This is a genomic window from Domibacillus indicus, assembly GCF_023715895.1.
Lineage (GTDB): Bacteria > Bacillota > Bacilli > Bacillales > Domibacillaceae > Domibacillus > Domibacillus indicus_A.
Window position 1 is genome coordinate 1 of record NZ_JAMBOO010000026.1, and the last position, 16447, is coordinate 16447.

Genomic DNA, 16447 nt, shown 5'->3' on the forward strand with positions numbered 1-16447 from the left:
CCGTCCGCCGCTAACTTGAACAGAGCAAGCTCTGTCAAGTCCGCTCGACTTGCATGTATTAGGCACGCCGCCAGCGTTCGTCCTGAGCCAGGATCAAACTCTCCAAAAAAGTTTGACTTGCTCATTTTTCCCCATTAAAACACGGGGTGTTTTTAATGGAAAATAAAAATTTAAAACGTTGACGTTTTTATTGATTTTGTTCAGTTTTCAATGTTCAATTCGTTTGCGCTATCTCTGCGACAGCTATAAAAGCATATCATTAATCACTTTTCAATGTCAACAACTTTTTTAAAGTTTATTTATTTCACACTGAGAAGTTATTAACGAAGATACATCACTTTATCATATCTCTCAAATCTAGTCAATCTTTTTGAAAAGATATTAACCAGAACCGTTTAAGATTCTCACTTACTGTTCAAGCGACGGTGTTAAATATAACACTTTTACTTTTTAAAAGTCAAACCTTTTTTTAAAAAGACTAAAAAAATAACCCTGTTTTTCTTCTCTTCTACTAAAGAAGAAAAACAGGGTGAAAAGTTAATTGTACTAAACGGATGCATGAGAATGAGTGTCTTTTCTTGTCTCCCACGCGTGCAGCATTCGGAATACTGGCGGCAGCACGAGGATCACCGCAATAATACGCAAAACTTGAACAGCTACAACAAAAGTCGCATCAGCATTGAGAACGACTGCGGTAGTTGCCATTTCCGCTACGCCACCTGGCGCAAACGCCAAAGCAGCCGTCATAAACGCGAGACCCGTTGCTTTTGACACGATATACGCGCAAACAAACATAGCGCTAATAAACAGAACCGTACTAATAAACGCGATAGCAATGGTCTGCTTCAACCCATAAAACATTTCTTTTCGAAACCTTGATCCAATGGAAGCAGCAATCACAATTTGCGAAAGGATCATAATTTCGTGCGGCCAGTAAGCCTGCATATCGTATCCGACCACAGAAGATGTACCTGCCTGTACAATTGCTGTTGACAGCATGCCTCCCAGCAGCCAGGGAGCAGGAAATTTTAATTTTTTTCCGACATGGTAGCCCGCATACGCTGTTACAGCGAGAACCGCTGTCCAGCCAAAGCTGGTCCATTCAAATACAGAAGGAGCTGTTTGGGCAGCAGAAGCGCCAGATGGGTGAAATACGAGGACCGAAACAACGATAGGGATAATAAAGATAACCAAAAACACACGCATCGTCTGCAAAATGCTGACAACCGCTGTATTAGCTCCTACTTCTTCGGCAATTCCCGGCATAGCCGACAAACCGCCAGGAGCTGTACTGAAAAAGCTTGTCAGCATATCTGTTTTGCTGAATTTCCACAAAACCACACCTGACAGGAGCGAAAATACGATCGAAAGCAGGAGCATAATGATAATAACCGCCCAATCCCTTTGAAAAACAGCAAGAACGGAAAGATTGATTTTTTGACCAAGCTCAATGCCTAAAATACATTGACCAGCATAAAGCCAGTATTTCGGAACGCCTTTCTTTCCTAAAACGTTTGGCTTAGTGAAAGAAATAAGCATAGCGGCTAAAAGTGTGCCGAGCATCCAGCCAATCGACAGGCCAGTCATGGAAAGCAGCAGCCCTCCAATAGCGCTTATGGCAATAAACAGCCATTTTGTTTCTTTCATGGTGACTCCTTCTTTCTTCTTGTTCTACTATTTACTATAATGAAAAAAGAGAAATAAATAAAATATCGTTTATCTATACTTAACGATAAATATTGATTATTTCTGTAAGGAGACGGTCAAATGGATGAGCGCGACTGGCTTATATTACAAACGCTGCATGCACATAAAAATATTACAAGCGCCGCGCGGTCGCTTTATATTTCCCAGCCTGCTCTGACAAACCGGCTGAAACAAATGGAAAAAGAGTTTGGCGTGCAGATTGTCACACGTGGGAGGCGCGGTGTACAGTTTACACCGCAGGGAGATTATTTAGCAAAGTGTGCAGACGATATGATTCACCGCATGCAGAAAATCAAAGAAAACGTGTTAAATATGGAAAATACGATGTCCGGCACACTTCGTCTCGGTGTCTCAACTTTTTTTACGGATTATAAGCTGCCGGGCCTTTTAAAAATGTTTAAAGAAGAATATCCAAATGTCGAGTTTAAAGTTGTGACAGAATGGAGCAGCCATATTACCCATTTAATACACAACCAGGATGTACACGTTGGATTCGTCAAAGGCGATTACGGCTGGAAAGACCAAAAGCGCCTCCTGTTTGAAGAAACCATCTGTGTGGCATCGAAGCATGAAATTGACCTGGACAACCTGCCAGACCATCCGAGAATTGATTACAGGACTGATCAAGGACTGAAAATGGTCGTCGATAACTGGTGGGCAGAGAATTATGCGAAGCCACCTTTAATCAGCATTGACGTTGACAAAGCCGGCACGTGCAAAAACATGGTGGCAAACGGTCTCGGCTATGCCATTTTGCCAAGCATGATTTTAGAAGACATCGAAAATCTCCATAAAATTCCTTTAAGGCAGCCAAACGGCGAGCTGATCAAGCGGAAAGGCTGGATGTTTTTTCATGAGGAATCGCTTGAATTAAATATTGTCAGAGCGTTTGTTGAATTTATTGAACGAATTGATCTTAAAGCCATTCATTAAAAAACAGCTCTCCTGTTTCATAGGGAGAGCTGTTTTTAAATTTGTTTTAACGCACTGCTGATCGACTTTTCTCCAGAGATCAGATCAAAGGAACGGTTAAACGTATGGGCCTCGTCAAGTGCATGAAAAACGACCGACGCTACGTCTTCACGCGGAATGGAACCGCGCTCAAGCTGTTCGCCCGCCTCCACTCTTCCTGTGCCCGGCTCATCCAACAAGCCGCCAGGGCGCACAATCGTATAAGTCAGTGAGCTTTGTTCAACTGCACGGTCTGCATAGTGCTTCGCTACATAGTAAGGAAGAATCGCTTTATTCCAGTTTTCGCGATTGTTCGCTTGTAGCGCACTCACCATCACAAATCGTTTTACTCCGATTTTTTCGGCTGCTTCCACCATTTTTGCTGCTCCATCTAAGTCAATCAAAAGCGTTTTATCAGGACCGGTGTGACCGCCGGATCCAGCGGTAAAAACAATCGCATCACAGCCATACGCCGCATCTGTCAGCTCATCTACACTGCCTTCCAGATTGGCAACAACCGCTTCTATTCCTTTTTCCCTCAGCGCTTCCGCTTGTTCTTCCTTGCGTACCATAGCCCGCGCTTCGTGCTTCTCACTACCCTGCAGAAGCCCGACTAATTTTTGCCCGATTTGTCCGTTTGCTCCAACTACCAGCACTTTCATTGTATATGAGCACCTCTTTCCAAATCATTTCCTGCTCATTATTTCAAAAAAAGGAAGTGGGATCAAACGAGACGACTTACGACTCTAATTTGTCTGTCGTTAAATAAGCCGCTAATTCTTTACTGTCCTTTTTCCGCTCTTTCCGCTTTTGTGCCCGCATTGGTGCCGTTTCATTCAGCTTTTTTTCTTCATTCGTAACAGGGATCACACCTGGAACAGGAGCCGGACGCCGGTTGTCGTCCAGGGCGACAAACGTCAAAAAAGCAGTAGCCGCGATTTTTCTCGCACCGGTTTTTAAATCTTCCGCAATAATTTTAACAAAGACTTCCATCGAAGAACTGCCTGTCCACGTCACAAACGATTCAAAGCAAACCGAATCGCTCGGGCGGATCGGATGTAAAAAGTCGACAGAATCGGTTGAAGCCGTTACACATTCCTTCCGGCTGTGGCGCGCAGCTGAAATGGACGCAACCTGGTCCACATCACTCATCAGACGTCCCCCAAATAATGTATTATGATTGTTTACATCGTTTGGAAACACCCGGCTTGTCCGCACGACACGAGATTCTCTGCATTTTTTCGGCTCCATTGTTTATCACTCACTTATCTTTAATTTTAGAAATATGCGTTTCATTATAGTCCCAAAATACGTATAAAGAAAGGAGGATTTTACAAGAGCTGGCGAATCGCATGAGCGACACCAAATTCGTCGTTGGCGAGTGTGACAGCCCCCGCTTTTTCTTTTACTCCTTCCGGCGCATTGCCCATTGCCACACTCCGGCCGGCGGCTTCAAACATCGATATATCATTGAAGTTGTCGCCGATCGCCATCGTTTCTTCTGTTTTCACACCAAATTGATCAGCCAGCTTCCGAACAGCATTTCCTTTTGAAACATCCGGATGCATAATATCGAACACATGACTCGCTGAAGCCGTCAGAGCAAGATCACGCCGGCCCGCATAACGGTCCCATGCTTCCTGCAATTTTTCTTCATCATAAGAAAAAGCGAGCAAATTAAAATACTGATTCGTTTCCTGCAGTATCTCTTTATAAGACGTTACAAAATGAAAAGGTTCCTGACTAAACTGCCGCTCGGCCGCTTCTTTCATTTCTTCACGGTCCGCATGCGGGTTGGCTGTTAGAATACGGTCCATTTCAACTTTCACCAATTCATGGCCATTGTTCGGTGAAAAAATGCTTTGTTCTGAAAATACCTCGTAGTAAAAGCTGCGCGCTTCAAAATAAGCGAGGATCTCTTCTGCCTGTTCCCTGCTTAAGGAAACAGCCTGGACACAAGTTCCGGACGGGTCATGTATTGTCGCTCCGTTCGCGCCGATAATCCAGGTGACCAGTCCAGCCTCCTTCATAAGCTTTGAAGCATCCGGGTATGAGCGTCCAGTTGAAATGACAACCTCTATTCCTTTTTTCTGCGCTTTGCGTATCGCTTCTATATTTTCATGCGGAATCTTATTTTGGCTGCTGAGAAGTGTTCCATCCATATCTATAGCAATCAGCTTCATTTTGCTTCCTCAAGCAAAGAAACGAGTTTGTCAGCCGCCTGTTTCTGTCCAAACATCGTATACGGACCGGCTGCTGCCACTACACCTCCTGCTTCAGTTACAAGAAGCTGACCTGCCGCAATATCATAAAAAGCCGGGTTCATATAAAGTGCAGCATCCCATTTTCCGGCTGCAATGTATGCGAGCGTAACAGCTGCCGTGCCAATAATGCGGACGCGGTATACATCGTTTACAATCTTCGAAAGCAGATCGAGCCGCTGCACATTCGCTTCTTTGCTGCCGTCTTTCGCAAAATCGCTATGTGAAACAAAGGATTCCGCCAAAGGCACATTCCTTACACGAATCGGTTCACCATCCTTAAAAGCACCGCCGCCTTTTGATGCCCAATACGTTTCATCCAGCCCTGGCAGATCAATGACTCCGACAATCGGTTCTCCTTTGTATGTAAGCGCAATGGAGACGCCATACTGCGGTACGCCAATGCTGTAGTTAATCGTTCCATCAATCGGATCAATTACCCATTCGTAGTCACTGTCCGCCTCAATCACTCCAGCTTCTTCACTGAAAATGCGATGTTCTGGATACTTCTGTTGAATTCGTTCGATAATAAGCGCTTCGACTTTGATATCCATTTCCGTAACGAAATCCTTTGCTGCTTTGATTGTCTGTCCGCCCGCTTTTCCGGCATTCGGCCGTAAAAAAGCACCCGCTTCCTTTCCAAGCTCAATCGCAAACGCAGTATACTCCTCGTACATCCAATCGCTCCTATCCTTATATGTATTAATCGTATCATATCAAAAAAAGGGCCTGCTCCTCCACCGTTGGAGAGCAGGCATCCATTAATAAACACCACGAATATGCTGTTTTACTTTTTCATCATAAAACGTTTTGATCCGCTCCTGCTCTTCCTGTGTGAAAGAAGGTGTGTGGAGCGCCCGCAGGTTTTGCTCGACTTGCCGCGTGTTTTTAAATCCGGGAATGATGCACGTTACTTCCGGATAATCGAGTATCCAGCGAAGAGAGGCTTCTGCCATCGATCCTCTTCCCTCTGCAATCCACTTTAATTCACCCGAAAGCTCAACGCCTTTTTGAAAGCCAAGCCCCGCAAAGGTTTCACCAACATTAAATGCATGTCCATCATTATTAAGATGGCGGTGATCGTCCTCTTCAAACGTATCACTTTGCTTGAACTTGCCCGTCAGCAGGCCGCTCGCAAGCGGAAGGCGGACGATAATACCAACGCCCTGTTTCTTCGCTCTTTGAAACAGCTCTTCCGCGGGCTTTTGACGAAAAAGGTTGAAAATCACCTGCAGGCTTTTGACGTTTGGGTGTTCAAGGCAAAGAAGGCCCTCTTCGACGCTTTCTACACTGACTCCGTAGTGCCGTACTTTTCCTTCTCTTTGAAGGCGGTCCAAAACATGAAAGACCTCGCCTTCCTCCAAAATCTTTGTAGCCGGACAGTGAATTTGATACAAACCAACTCTCTCACGCGCCATTCTTCTTAAACTTGCTTCGCAATATGTACTGACTTGTTCATAAGAATAAGTTTCCGGCGCATGAATATCTCCTTGGCGGCAAAACTTCGTTGCAACATAAACCTCATCTTCTCTTCCTTTGGTGGCTTTAGCCAGCAGCCGTTCACTATGGCCGTCTCCGTAAACATCGGCTGTATCAAAAAAATTCACACCCTGTTCCATTGCGTAATTCAGGGCTTTTAATGATTCTTCATCTGTCGTTTTCCCCCAAGAGCCACCGATTGCCTACGTACCAAAGCTGATTTCGCTTACCTTCAATCCCGTATTGCCCAGTTCGCGATAGTTCATCATGATCCTCCCTTGATTAAGAAAACGCTTTTATAAAAGTAAGTATACGGGACATGCCGATAAAACAAAAGCGCCGGCCCCCTGATCAAAGGTGCCAGCGCTGCTTTTATCCGCCAATATAAGACATGCCGATTTTTTTACGGCTTTTAGCCGTTTGCTCTGTTCGTTCATCGGAATAGCGGTCTGTCCGCTTTTCCCATACACCGCGAATAGCCTGGGCCAGCTCTTCGTCTGAAGCACCGGAGCGCAGCAGTTCTCTTATATCAAATCCATTTGTCGCAAACAAGCACGTATAAAACTTTCCATCCGATGAAAGCCGGGCGCGTGTGCAGGAAGAACAAAACGACTCAGAAACAGAAGGAATAAACCCAACTTCTGCTTTCGCATCTTTATAACGGTACCGTCCGGCTACTTCACCGAAATAAGCTGATTCGGCTGAAATGAGTTCTTCTGTTTCGCGAAGGCGGTCAAGAAGCTCTCCTTTTGTGACGACTTGTTTAAAACTCCAGCCGTTGTCTGTGCCTACATCCATAAATTCAATAAAACGGAGAGTGATGGCCCGCTCCTTAAAATAAGCTGCCATCGGAACGACTTCATGATCGTTCACACCTTTTTGCACGACCATATTGACCTTCACTGTAAATCCAAGTGACTGCGCGTAGTCAATATTTTGAAGAATAACATCCGGTGAAACTCCCCGGCCATTCATCTTCCCGAACGTTTCTTTTGATAACGCATCCAGACTGATGTTCAGCCTCCGAAGCCCTGCATCGAACAACAATTTACCATGCTGCCTCAGCAAAAGTCCGTTTGTCGTCAGACCGATGTCTTCTAGTCCGTCAAGCGCTGACAGCATGCGGATTAACTCCGGCAGATTACGACGCAGCAGCGGTTCTCCGCCTGTCAGCCGCACTTTCTTAACACCAAATCCTATAAACAGCGCTGCCAGCCGTGTGATTTCTTCAAAAGAGAGAAGCTCGCTTTTCGGCATAAACGCGTAATCATCACCAAAAATCTCCTTCGGCATGCAATACGTACAGCGAAAGTTGCACCGGTCAGTTACGGAAATCCGCAAATCACGCAATGGACGCTGAAGTGTATCGGTTATGTTCAAAGCGCTCAGTCCTTTTTCATAGTTTTGGTTATCCCCCGCTTACCGGTGGAATAAAAGCTACGTGATCACCTGGGTGAACAGGCTCACCTTCGAGTACATATTCTTCATTAACCGCTATTTGCACAGCGGAAAAATCAAACTCTGGATACGCTGTTTTGGCCCACTGCAGCACATCTGCTGCAGTGCCGCTCTCCCATTTAAGCTCTTCTTCGGCTTTTCCGGCCGCTTCTTTTAAGCCCGCAAAATAATGCAGATAAATCATGCTTTGCCTCCTTCCGGTTTATAAGCTTGATCGCCGATCCATTCTTCTCCATCTTCCCATATTTCTTTTTTCCAGATCGGCACCACTTTTTTGATTTGCTCAATCGCGTATTCATTCGCTTCATAAGCGGCTCTTCGATGCGGAGAGGAGACAGCGATAATCACCGCAATGTCAGAAATAGCAAGCTCGCCAATCCGATGAACAATCGCTACGCGTGAACCCGGCCATTTCTCCATAATTTCATCACCGATTTGCGCCAGCTTTTTTTCAGCCATTGGCACGTATGCTTCATATTTTAAATACATTGTCCGCTTTCCATTTGTCCACTCACGAACTGTACCAGCAAACAGTGTAACCGCACCTGCTCCCGGGTGCGTGACGTAATCCATATACGGCGCTCCGTCAAGCGGATCCTCTGTTACATGAAATGGTTTTAATTCAGCTCCCATACTGCTGCTCCTTCCTCCGATCCAATGATCAGTACATCTACTTCATCACCTTTTTGGAATCCGCGCGTGCCGCCCGGCAATACGATAAACGCGTTTCCTCTTGCAATCGATGTGACCGAGTTCGATTTATTAAATCCCGCCGGGCTGACCACCGCACCTGATGGCGTGGATGTATAAACAGCCCGAACGAACCGGTTAAACGGATTTGGCTTTTTAAAATCTGCCGCCAGCACCGCCTTCTCATAAGGCAAATACGGCCGGCCGCTCCCCATCATGGAAAGAAGAGCGGGACGCACAAAAAGCTCAAAGCCGACAAAGCAGGCGGATGGGTTTCCAGACAAGCCAAATAAAAAAGTATCCCGCGCATGAGCAACCGTTGTAACACTGCCAGGACGCATCTGTACTTTATTAAATAATACCTCAGCTCCGAGACGGGCGTATACGGCCGGCAGGAAGTCAAAATCACCTACCGATACTCCGCCCGTTGTGATGACGGCATCACATTCGTTAATTGCCGCTTTCACCATATCAAAGCAGGCATCCTCATCATCGGGAAGCGAACCAAGCAGCCGGCACTCTATGCCCATTCGCGCCAGCTGAGCGGCAATCATAGGACCATTTGAGTTACGGATTTTCCCCGGCGCAAGCGGCTCATGAACGTCAACAAGCTCGGTGCCTGTTGCCAGCAGCCCGACGACCGGCTTTTTTGCTACACGCACCTGTGCGTATCCGAATGTTGCCAGGACAGCGATCACGCCAGGCTGGATAAAAGTGCCGGCTTCGACGATGAGCTCTCCTTCCTGTGCATCCTCTCCTCTTAACGACACGTTTTCAAGCGGTTCAAATGGCTTGCGAATGGTAAACGTATCCTCTGTGATCACTGTCTGCTCCAGCATCACAACAGCGTCCGCTCCGTCTGGCAGCGGGGCCCCGGTCATGATACGAACTGCTTCTCCTGCGCCGACTGTATGCGGCGACACAGCTCCTGCGCCAATGTGATCAATGACGCGAAACTCAACACGCGACTCGCCAGAGGCGCCTTTTGTGTCGGCAGAGCGGACGGCAAATCCGTCATACGGAGAACGATCAAACGGGGGCACATCGTGACTGGCTCGAACCGGCTCCGCTAAAATCCGCCCGTATGCTTCATGGAGCGGTACCGTTTCTTCTGTTAAATGTGTCACCCGTTTCATCACTCTCTCAATCGCCTCTTTTACTGCAATCGGCTGTCGCTTTTCAACCATTCTCTTTTCCTCGCTTTCTTTTCCCCATGCTATACTGAGATTATCTATTACTTGAAAGGATGTTTGTATGTCTGAATTCACGCATTTTAATGAGCAGGGACGCGCTAAAATGGTGGATGTTTCCGAGAAACAGGAAACGGTCCGTCTTGCTGTGGCCCATTCCTCTATCGAAGTAAACCAATCTATTTATGAGCAGATCACGCAAGGTACAAATAAAAAAGGGGATGTTTTCGCGGTTGCCCAAGTAGCCGGCATCATGGCCGCTAAACAAACCTCCTCAATTATTCCCATGTGCCACCCTATCCCTTTAACCGGCGTTAATATCACGTTCCATTGGAAAGTAGACGAAGCAGCCGGCCGCTTTGTTGTATTCATTGAGGCAGAAGCAAAAACAAAGGGTGTAACCGGGGTTGAGATGGAGGCATTGACTGCCGCTTCAGCCGCTGCGCTCACTATTTATGATATGTGTAAAGCATCCGGGAAAGAAATGGTGATCGGTCCAACGTATTTGCAGAGAAAGTCAGGCGGCAAAAACGGAGACTATGAGCGCGGCCGCAGTTAAGCGGCCGCTTTTCCTTTCCTCTACCACCGAATAAAAAGCTCTACACTTTTTATGCCCTTTTTATTTTCTAGCTTCATGAAGCAAATGTGCCGCTTCCGGCAAAATCAACTTCCGCATCGCTAGATCAACCGCCCCGCGCGAGCCCGGCAGAGCAAAAAGCAGTTTTCCGCCTTTAGCTGTTCCCGCTAACGCTCTGGATAACATCGCTTTTGTGCCAATATCTTCTGTGAAACTTAAATAACGAAAAAACTCTCCAAATCCCGGAATTTCCTTTTGAAGCAGCGGCTTTACCGTCTCAATAGTAATATCCCGGGGTGCAATGCCAGTTCCGCCTGTTACAATGATCAAATCAATTTGATCATCTTCGAGCCACTTTCCAATCATCTCGCCCACTGCTTTCTGTTCATCCGGCACAATGGCATACCGCGTTGTTTGATGGCCGTTTTCTTCCAGGAGAGCCTGGATGTGAGCACCGCTTTTATCCGATTCAACGGTTCGTGTGTCGCTCACAGTCAGAACACCGGCTGAACATGACATTTCTTTCCCAAAATCAACTGACATTTCTTCCGCTCCCCCTTAACTGAAAAGCTGGTTATAAATTTTTAAAGCCTGCTTAGCGTCCTGCATCCCATGAAAAAACAAACGACCGTTTTCAAACAAAACAATTCGATGTTCACCAAACATAATCTGCAAAAAATAAGGCGTCCGCTTATGTTTCAACTGCTGTTTCCGGGCTATTTTCTCTCCGTCTTCAAGTGTCAGCGTCCGGCCGGCACCAGGTGTCAGCTGAATGGTGTCACGGCCGCACAATAAAGCCGCCTTTGTTTCATCTGACTGGCTCAAAGCCGGATACGTGCGTTTCGCTCCGCACGATGGGCAGTCCGGCCGCTTCATTTTTTTTACACCGAATGCGTGCTTTTCATTTGTCCATGCGTCAATTCGCAGCATATCACGCCGTATAGAGTCAGCGTTCCCCGTCAACCACTTTAGTGCTTCAGCACACTGAAAAGCTGCAGTTATATATACAGCCGGCGCAATCACACCGGCTGTGTCGCATGTTTCAGCAGAAGAGGGAAGTACCGGCAGCAGGCACCGAAAGCAAGGGCCTTCTCCAGGGATAAACGGCATAACGACACTTGTTGCACCGACGCAGGCTCCATAGATCCAAGGAATGCCCTGCTTGACACTTGCATCGTTGATAACAAGACGTGTTTCAAAGTTGTCGGTCCCGTCAATCAGTAGATCACTTCGCTGTGCCAGCCCTTCGATGAGCGCTGCATCTGCATGATCCATCCACGTTTCCACAGCAACCTCGCTGTTAACGGCCGCCAGACGCTTTTTCGCCGCTTCCACTTTTGGCATCATATCGCGTGCATCCGCTTCTGTGTAAAGCGGCTGCCTGTGCAGGTTGGACACTTCAACATAATCACGATCGACAAGCAGCAGCCGGCCAACACCAGCGCGCGCCAGTGTATCTGCCGCGGCAGAACCGAGCGCCCCGCACCCAATAATCGCGACCGTCGACTGCGCCAGCCCTTTCTGGCCTTTTGTGCCGATCGGATAAAATTTTTGCTGCTTTGCAAACCGGTTTTCCATTTTCCCGCTTCCTCCCTGACGCTTTTCTCATCTTTACGGATAGATTACTGTGCGCTTTTAACGGCTTCGTTTGATTCTTTTATTTTACCATACTCTTTTTCTTTCCGCGCAGCCAGACAAAAGGATAAAGGCGCCTCGCAACGCGCGAAACACCTTCATCCTTTTGATAGTGTAAATTTGTCAATGGCCCGCCGAAGTGTGTCAACAACGAGGGAGCTTTGCTCTGAATCAAAGCGCACTTCTTTAATCAGCTCAGCCATTTTCCCTGCCGACCCGTCCACCTGCTCGACGGTCTGTGCGTTTTATGCATTGCTTCTTATTCATACAACGAGTGCGGACGGTTAGAATGAGAGCCGATAAGGCGGCGGACGCACGGCTTCCCTTTCCATGGGCAGGCGCTGAGCCCACTTGTCCCGTAGGAGTCTTCGCACGTACGCCGCCTGTGCGGCTGGACAAAATTGCACAGCTTAATAAATACGCTTGTCCTACCAACAAAGTGGTAAAAACGCATGTGAATATGCCTCTTTACTGCTTTTTCGAAACAAATGGGGAAGCGATGTTTCTCGAAAAGTCTCCTGCCCGTTTTCGGCGGTGAAAGCTTTCATAAAAAAAGACCGACGACTTTGTCGACAGCCTTGGACCAGATATTTATGCCTGGTCTTTTATTTATAAACGCCAATGATCTCCACCGCTTTTTCTGTAACGGTTGTATCAATCGCTTTATCAAAATCAAACTCGCCGCGAATGGCCCCATTTTTCTTGTACATATCATATTGCTGGCGGATATCGTCTACGGACATTTCTCCATTTGGATCAAGGCCTGTTACGTACACTTCTTCCCACACTGCTGCATCCTTCAAAGAAGTATACTTGGTCATAATGTCAATGATCGCTTCCTTGCCTTCTCCTTTCTTAAAGGCATCGTTATAATCGCGGACTCCTTTTAAATAGGCAGCCATAAAGCGCAAAGAAACATCCTTTTGTTCGTTAATAAACTGCGGCGAGCCAAGCACCATGGCGATTTGCGCTTTCGGGGCAAAGTCCGTTGCATCACCGAAGCGGACATGAATGCCTTCCGATACGCCCTGTGTAATGAGCGGTTCAATTTGAAGCGCTGCATCAACGGAGCCATTTTCGATAGCTGCCAGCATATTGCCGAAGTCCGGCATTAAAACAAACTCTACGTCGCTCTCCTTTAAGCCGGCGTGTTCGAGCATTTTCCGGAAGATATAATCATCAACCGCATGCTCGGTGGATACCGCTACTTTTTTTCCTTTTAAATCGCTGTAATCTTTAATTTTATCCTTCTTGTCTGCGCCAATCACGAAAGTAAAATACGATTTCCCTTTTTCGTTGTGCCCTTTGTCAGCGATAATTTTTACATCGATTCCTTGAGCAATGGCGTTAAAGAATGAGGCGGAAGAAACCCCTCCCGCAATATCTACTTCACCGGATGCAAGAGCGGGAAGCATATCGTCACTGTTAGCAAACGTCGCAAACTCCACTTCAATGTTGTAGTCCTCAAAATATCCTTTTTCATTGGCAATGTAAAATCCAGCACCGGACGCCGAACCGTCTTCCGCTATAATGACTTTTGTTTTTTCTTCCAAAGGAGCCAGATCACCGGATGGATTAGTCTTACTTACTTCATTCCCTACACTAGATGGTCTTTCTTCTCCACAGCCCGCTAAAAGGAACATAACACTTAACAATCCAAGCCACTTTTTCATTCTGATGCTCCTTTCATTCTCTTGATCCCTGTACTTCTTCCTGCAGATGCTGCCAGATTTTCGAAAAAGCGGCGGTCATGTCCGGATTGGACCGGATATCTTCAAGCTTTCTTGGCCTCGGCAGATCAATGCGGACATCAGCAGCAATACGGCCGGGCTGCGCGCTCATCAAAAGAACCCGGTCGCTTAAATAAAGAGCTTCATCGATACTGTGTGTGATAAAAAGAACCGTTTTCTTCGTTTCGGACCAAATCGACAGCAGCTCCTCCTGTAAAATAAACCGGTTCTGTTCATCGAGTGCCCCGAATGGTTCATCCATGAGCAGAATCTCAGGGTCGTTCGCAAAAGCCCTGGCGATGCTGACCCGCTGCTTCATTCCGCCCGAAAGCTCTTTCGGATACATTTTCGCGAATTTCTCCAGTCCCACTTTCGCCAAAAAATATTGTGTTTTTTCTTTCACATAGGATTTTGGCAAGTGACGCATATTCAAACCGAAGGCGACGTTTTCTTCCACTGTCAGCCATGGCAGAAGCCCCTTCTCCTGAAACACCATCGACTGGCTCGGGCGGTCTGCACCACTTTTTTGAATGTCAAAACGGCCGGCACTTTGTTTTTCGAGACCGGCAATAATACGGAGCAGTGTAGTTTTCCCGCATCCGCTCGGCCCGACCAAACAAACAAATTCTCCTTCTGCAATATCAATAGAGATTCTCTCAATGGCGGTTGTGCTGCTCTGCTTTTTATAGAACACTTTCGTCAGGTCGCGAATGGATATTTTTGGCTTATCGCTCATTTGATCACCTCCATGGAAGTAACTTTCGCTGCAGCGCACGCAGCAGCAGGGAAAAAAGATAGCCGAAAAATGAAATTAAAATAAGCCCGACAAACATGTCTTTGAGCAGAAACGCGTTATACGACGTCCAAATTAAGTAGCCAATTCCCGACCGTGCCCCCATCATCTCAGCCGCTACAATAGTTAACAGAGCAATCGCCTGCCCCATTTGAATTCCTTCAAGCATAAAGGGAAGTGAACCAGGCAGGGCAATTTTAAAAAAGAAATCTTTACGGCTTGCGCCATAGTTTTTGGCTACGTCCAAGTAAATGGAATCAATGGAAAGAACACCAGCCGCTGTATTGATCACCACTGGAAAAAAGACACTCCCTGCAATCGTCACAACTTTCGAGGTTTCACCAATGCCAAACAAAATTAAAATAATTGGCAGCAATGCAAGTGTGGGGATGGGCATAAGCGCCATAATTAGAGGAGAAAGAAAATGCCTGATTGGTGCATACAAGCCCATGAACAGACCGAGGATAATACCGGGAATGGCCCCAAGCAAAAAGCCCACCAGAATACGGAACAACGAAATCCGAATATGCCCGAACAGTTCACCGCTTACAAGCATGTCAACAAATGTAGCTGCAATAGCGGTCGGCGGCGGAAAAAACCGTGCATCGATTAAGCCGCTTCGAGATAAAAATTCCCAGATCAGCAGAAGAAAAAGTGGAGAAAAAACAGTCAGGGCCGTTTTCGCTTTTTGCCGTTTACGTTCCTTCTTCCATTCCTGTTTTTCGGTTTCCACCGGATTGTGTAAAACTTTCATGTTCACCACCTCTTCTTACCAATAATATGCATGCTTTTTAAAAGTGTGTTCCCACCAAAAAAGCCGGCTTGCTCGCATTTGAGCAGGCCGGCTTTTTTGGTATTTACTTATTTAACGGAATCAATCTCAACCACATTTCCGTTTTTATTAAAGCCCGTTATAATCCTTTTCTCCATACGGCTGTTTTTCAGCAAGGCATTTTTCCTCCGGCTTTTTCAGCTGCTCAAGAATCGTAAATTGAAAAGCTTCTTTTCCAAATTCGTTCCATTCTTTCTGTAAAGCCTTGTTTGTGCTTGAACCTGCTTCCAGCTCGAACTTTCGCCCATTCAACGTTTTGAAATTCCGGGTGCTGCCGATAAAGATCTTTTGATTGATCCTATTTTTTATTTCATATATGCCTGCTTCTATCTTCATTTCTTTAAACTGCTGTTTCAGTTCTCTTTTTCGCTCTATTTTCAATGCCTCCCCTTATTCATTTACCCAATATTCGCTGCCGTCCGGCTTGCGGTTTAAAAAGCCATATTCAATTAAGTATCTTCTTATTTTGACGTAATCATTGAAAATAGCGAACAGGATCTCGTTTGTTTCTTTTTCGCTATACACCTGGCCTGCTTTGAACTTTTTCGCCATTTCCCGCATAATAATGAGCCGCTGTTTTTCTTTTGGCGGAAATGCCAGCAGAACCCCCTCTGGCATAAATTTTTGAATCACCTTTTCCTGTTCCTCTTCTGTTACGTTATAACGGCTGTCAACCATTCTGGCCTGTTTGTGGGGAGGCACGACAACAGGAGCATGGGCATCCCTTTCATTTAACAGCTCCATCACTGCCAAAAACATTTTAGCCTGGCGTTCTTTTTCTTTTAGTACAAAACGATGGTTCCGGATGGTAGAGATGCTTCCGATCCCCATTTCCGCCTGTATTTCTTTATTGTTTTTTCCCTCGTAAAAAAGGCGCAGCAGCTTATTTTGATGTTCGGTCAGCCCCGTCAGCTTTTTATCCATTTTCATGATATAGTCAAAAACAGAGACGTGTTCTTGTTTAATGTGAGCCTGCGTATACCGCTCCGCATCATAGAGCTTATCTTCAACCGGATAAATGATCCCTTTCTCGATTCTTCTTCCACACAGCAGGCAGGTAAAAAAATCAGTTTCTTCTACGTAGCCTTTTTTCAATTCCTGAATCGACGCATTCCAAAACATTGCTGAAGTATCCACGACAAAC

The 16447-nt window shown here is 46.3% G+C and carries 19 protein-coding genes, 1 rRNA gene and 1 pseudogene; 3 read left to right on the top strand and 18 right to left on the bottom strand.

Going from position 1 to position 16447, the window contains the following annotated elements:
- Together M3221_RS21350 and M3221_RS21355 are read right to left on the bottom strand one after the other, a co-directional pair.
- Positions 1-109 (bottom strand): 16S ribosomal RNA (locus tag M3221_RS21350); the annotation flags it as partial.
- Between the two features lie 437 nt (positions 110-546).
- On the bottom strand, positions 547-1647 hold the full coding sequence (locus tag M3221_RS21355; RefSeq protein ID WP_251273712.1) for an AbrB family transcriptional regulator: 1101 nt from the start codon (positions 1645-1647) through the stop codon (positions 547-549).
- Between the two features lie 120 nt (positions 1648-1767).
- Here M3221_RS21355 and M3221_RS21360 point away from each other — a divergent pair, with 120 nt between their 5' ends.
- Positions 1768-2640: a LysR family transcriptional regulator gene (locus M3221_RS21360; protein WP_251273713.1), complete on the top strand. Its 873-nt coding sequence runs from the start codon at positions 1768-1770 to the stop codon at positions 2638-2640.
- 35 nt (positions 2641-2675) lie between these two features.
- Here M3221_RS21360 and M3221_RS21365 read toward each other — a convergent pair whose 3' ends face one another.
- The 9 genes and pseudogenes from M3221_RS21365 to M3221_RS21405 all read right to left on the bottom strand — a co-directional run bounded on the left by M3221_RS21365 (position 2676) and on the right by M3221_RS21405 (position 9733).
- Positions 2676-3320, bottom strand: a complete 645-nt coding sequence (locus M3221_RS21365) for an SDR family oxidoreductase (protein WP_251273714.1) — start codon at positions 3318-3320, stop codon at positions 2676-2678.
- 76 nt (positions 3321-3396) lie between these two features.
- Positions 3397-3909 (bottom strand): acyl-CoA thioesterase, encoded by a 513-nt coding sequence (locus tag M3221_RS21370; RefSeq protein WP_242234713.1) that lies wholly within the window; start codon positions 3907-3909, stop codon positions 3397-3399.
- 80 nt (positions 3910-3989) lie between these two features.
- Positions 3990-4841 (bottom strand): Cof-type HAD-IIB family hydrolase, encoded by an 852-nt coding sequence (locus tag M3221_RS21375; RefSeq protein ID WP_251273715.1) that lies wholly within the window; start codon positions 4839-4841, stop codon positions 3990-3992.
- A complete protein-coding gene (locus tag M3221_RS21380) occupies positions 4838-5596 on the bottom strand; it encodes an inositol monophosphatase family protein (RefSeq protein WP_251273716.1) in 759 nt (252 codons plus the stop codon). Before M3221_RS21380 ends, M3221_RS21375 begins: the two co-directional genes overlap by 4 nt.
- An 84-nt stretch (positions 5597-5680) precedes the next feature.
- Positions 5681-6664 (bottom strand): annotated as a pseudogene (locus tag M3221_RS21385) (aldo/keto reductase).
- A gap of 106 nt (positions 6665-6770) precedes the next feature.
- Positions 6771-7787 (bottom strand): GTP 3',8-cyclase MoaA, encoded by a 1017-nt coding sequence (gene moaA / locus M3221_RS21390; RefSeq protein ID WP_251273759.1) that lies wholly within the window; start codon positions 7785-7787, stop codon positions 6771-6773.
- Positions 7788-7806: 19 nt separating this feature from the next.
- Entirely contained in the window at positions 7807-8040 is a 234-nt protein-coding gene (moaD, locus tag M3221_RS21395; RefSeq protein WP_251273717.1) for a molybdopterin converting factor subunit 1, read from the bottom strand.
- Positions 8037-8489: a molybdenum cofactor biosynthesis protein MoaE gene (locus M3221_RS21400; RefSeq protein ID WP_285881688.1), complete on the bottom strand. Its 453-nt coding sequence runs from the start codon at positions 8487-8489 to the stop codon at positions 8037-8039. The genes moaD and M3221_RS21400 overlap by 4 nt, the downstream gene beginning before the upstream one ends.
- The gene (locus M3221_RS21405; RefSeq protein ID WP_251273718.1) at positions 8474-9733 is read right to left on the bottom strand and encodes a molybdopterin molybdotransferase MoeA; all 1260 of its coding nucleotides are present in this window, start codon (positions 9731-9733) and stop codon (positions 8474-8476) included. Before M3221_RS21405 ends, M3221_RS21400 begins: the two co-directional genes overlap by 16 nt.
- A 67-nt stretch (positions 9734-9800) precedes the next feature.
- Here M3221_RS21405 and moaC point away from each other — a divergent pair, with 67 nt between their 5' ends.
- Entirely contained in the window at positions 9801-10295 is a 495-nt protein-coding gene (gene moaC, locus M3221_RS21410; RefSeq protein ID WP_251273719.1) for a cyclic pyranopterin monophosphate synthase MoaC, read from the top strand.
- A 60-nt stretch (positions 10296-10355) separates the two neighbouring features.
- Here the strand turns inward: moaC and M3221_RS21415 are convergent, their stop codons facing one another.
- Positions 10356-10856 carry a MogA/MoaB family molybdenum cofactor biosynthesis protein gene (locus M3221_RS21415; RefSeq protein WP_251273720.1) on the bottom strand — a complete coding sequence of 167 codons (501 nt, stop codon included), beginning with the start codon at positions 10854-10856 and terminating at the stop codon, positions 10356-10358.
- 15 nt (positions 10857-10871) lie between these two features.
- Entirely contained in the window at positions 10872-11891 is a 1020-nt protein-coding gene (locus tag M3221_RS21420; protein ID WP_251273721.1) for a ThiF family adenylyltransferase, read from the bottom strand.
- Between the two features lie 346 nt (positions 11892-12237).
- Between M3221_RS21420 and M3221_RS21425 the strand changes: the two genes are divergently transcribed.
- On the top strand, positions 12238-12486 hold the full coding sequence (locus M3221_RS21425; protein WP_251273722.1) for a hypothetical protein: 249 nt from the start codon (positions 12238-12240) through the stop codon (positions 12484-12486).
- Positions 12487-12553: 67 nt separating this feature from the next.
- On the opposite strand, the gene M3221_RS21430 is transcribed toward M3221_RS21425, so the two are convergent.
- From M3221_RS21430 to M3221_RS21450, 5 genes are all read right to left on the bottom strand, one after another.
- Positions 12554-13621 (bottom strand): ABC transporter substrate-binding protein, encoded by a 1068-nt coding sequence (locus M3221_RS21430; RefSeq protein ID WP_251273723.1) that lies wholly within the window; start codon positions 13619-13621, stop codon positions 12554-12556.
- Between the two features lie 13 nt (positions 13622-13634).
- On the bottom strand, positions 13635-14414 hold the full coding sequence (locus M3221_RS21435; RefSeq protein ID WP_251273724.1) for an ABC transporter ATP-binding protein: 780 nt from the start codon (positions 14412-14414) through the stop codon (positions 13635-13637).
- A 4-nt stretch (positions 14415-14418) separates the two neighbouring features.
- A complete protein-coding gene (locus M3221_RS21440; protein WP_251273725.1) occupies positions 14419-15225 on the bottom strand; it encodes an ABC transporter permease in 807 nt (268 codons plus the stop codon).
- Between the two features lie 147 nt (positions 15226-15372).
- The gene (locus M3221_RS21445; RefSeq protein ID WP_251273761.1) at positions 15373-15678 is read right to left on the bottom strand and encodes a GIY-YIG nuclease family protein; all 306 of its coding nucleotides are present in this window, start codon (positions 15676-15678) and stop codon (positions 15373-15375) included.
- A 15-nt stretch (positions 15679-15693) separates the two neighbouring features.
- Positions 15694-16440, bottom strand: coding sequence for a DUF2087 domain-containing protein (locus M3221_RS21450; protein WP_251273726.1), 747 nt, complete (start codon positions 16438-16440; stop codon positions 15694-15696).
- Positions 16441-16447: the final 7 nt, after the last annotated feature.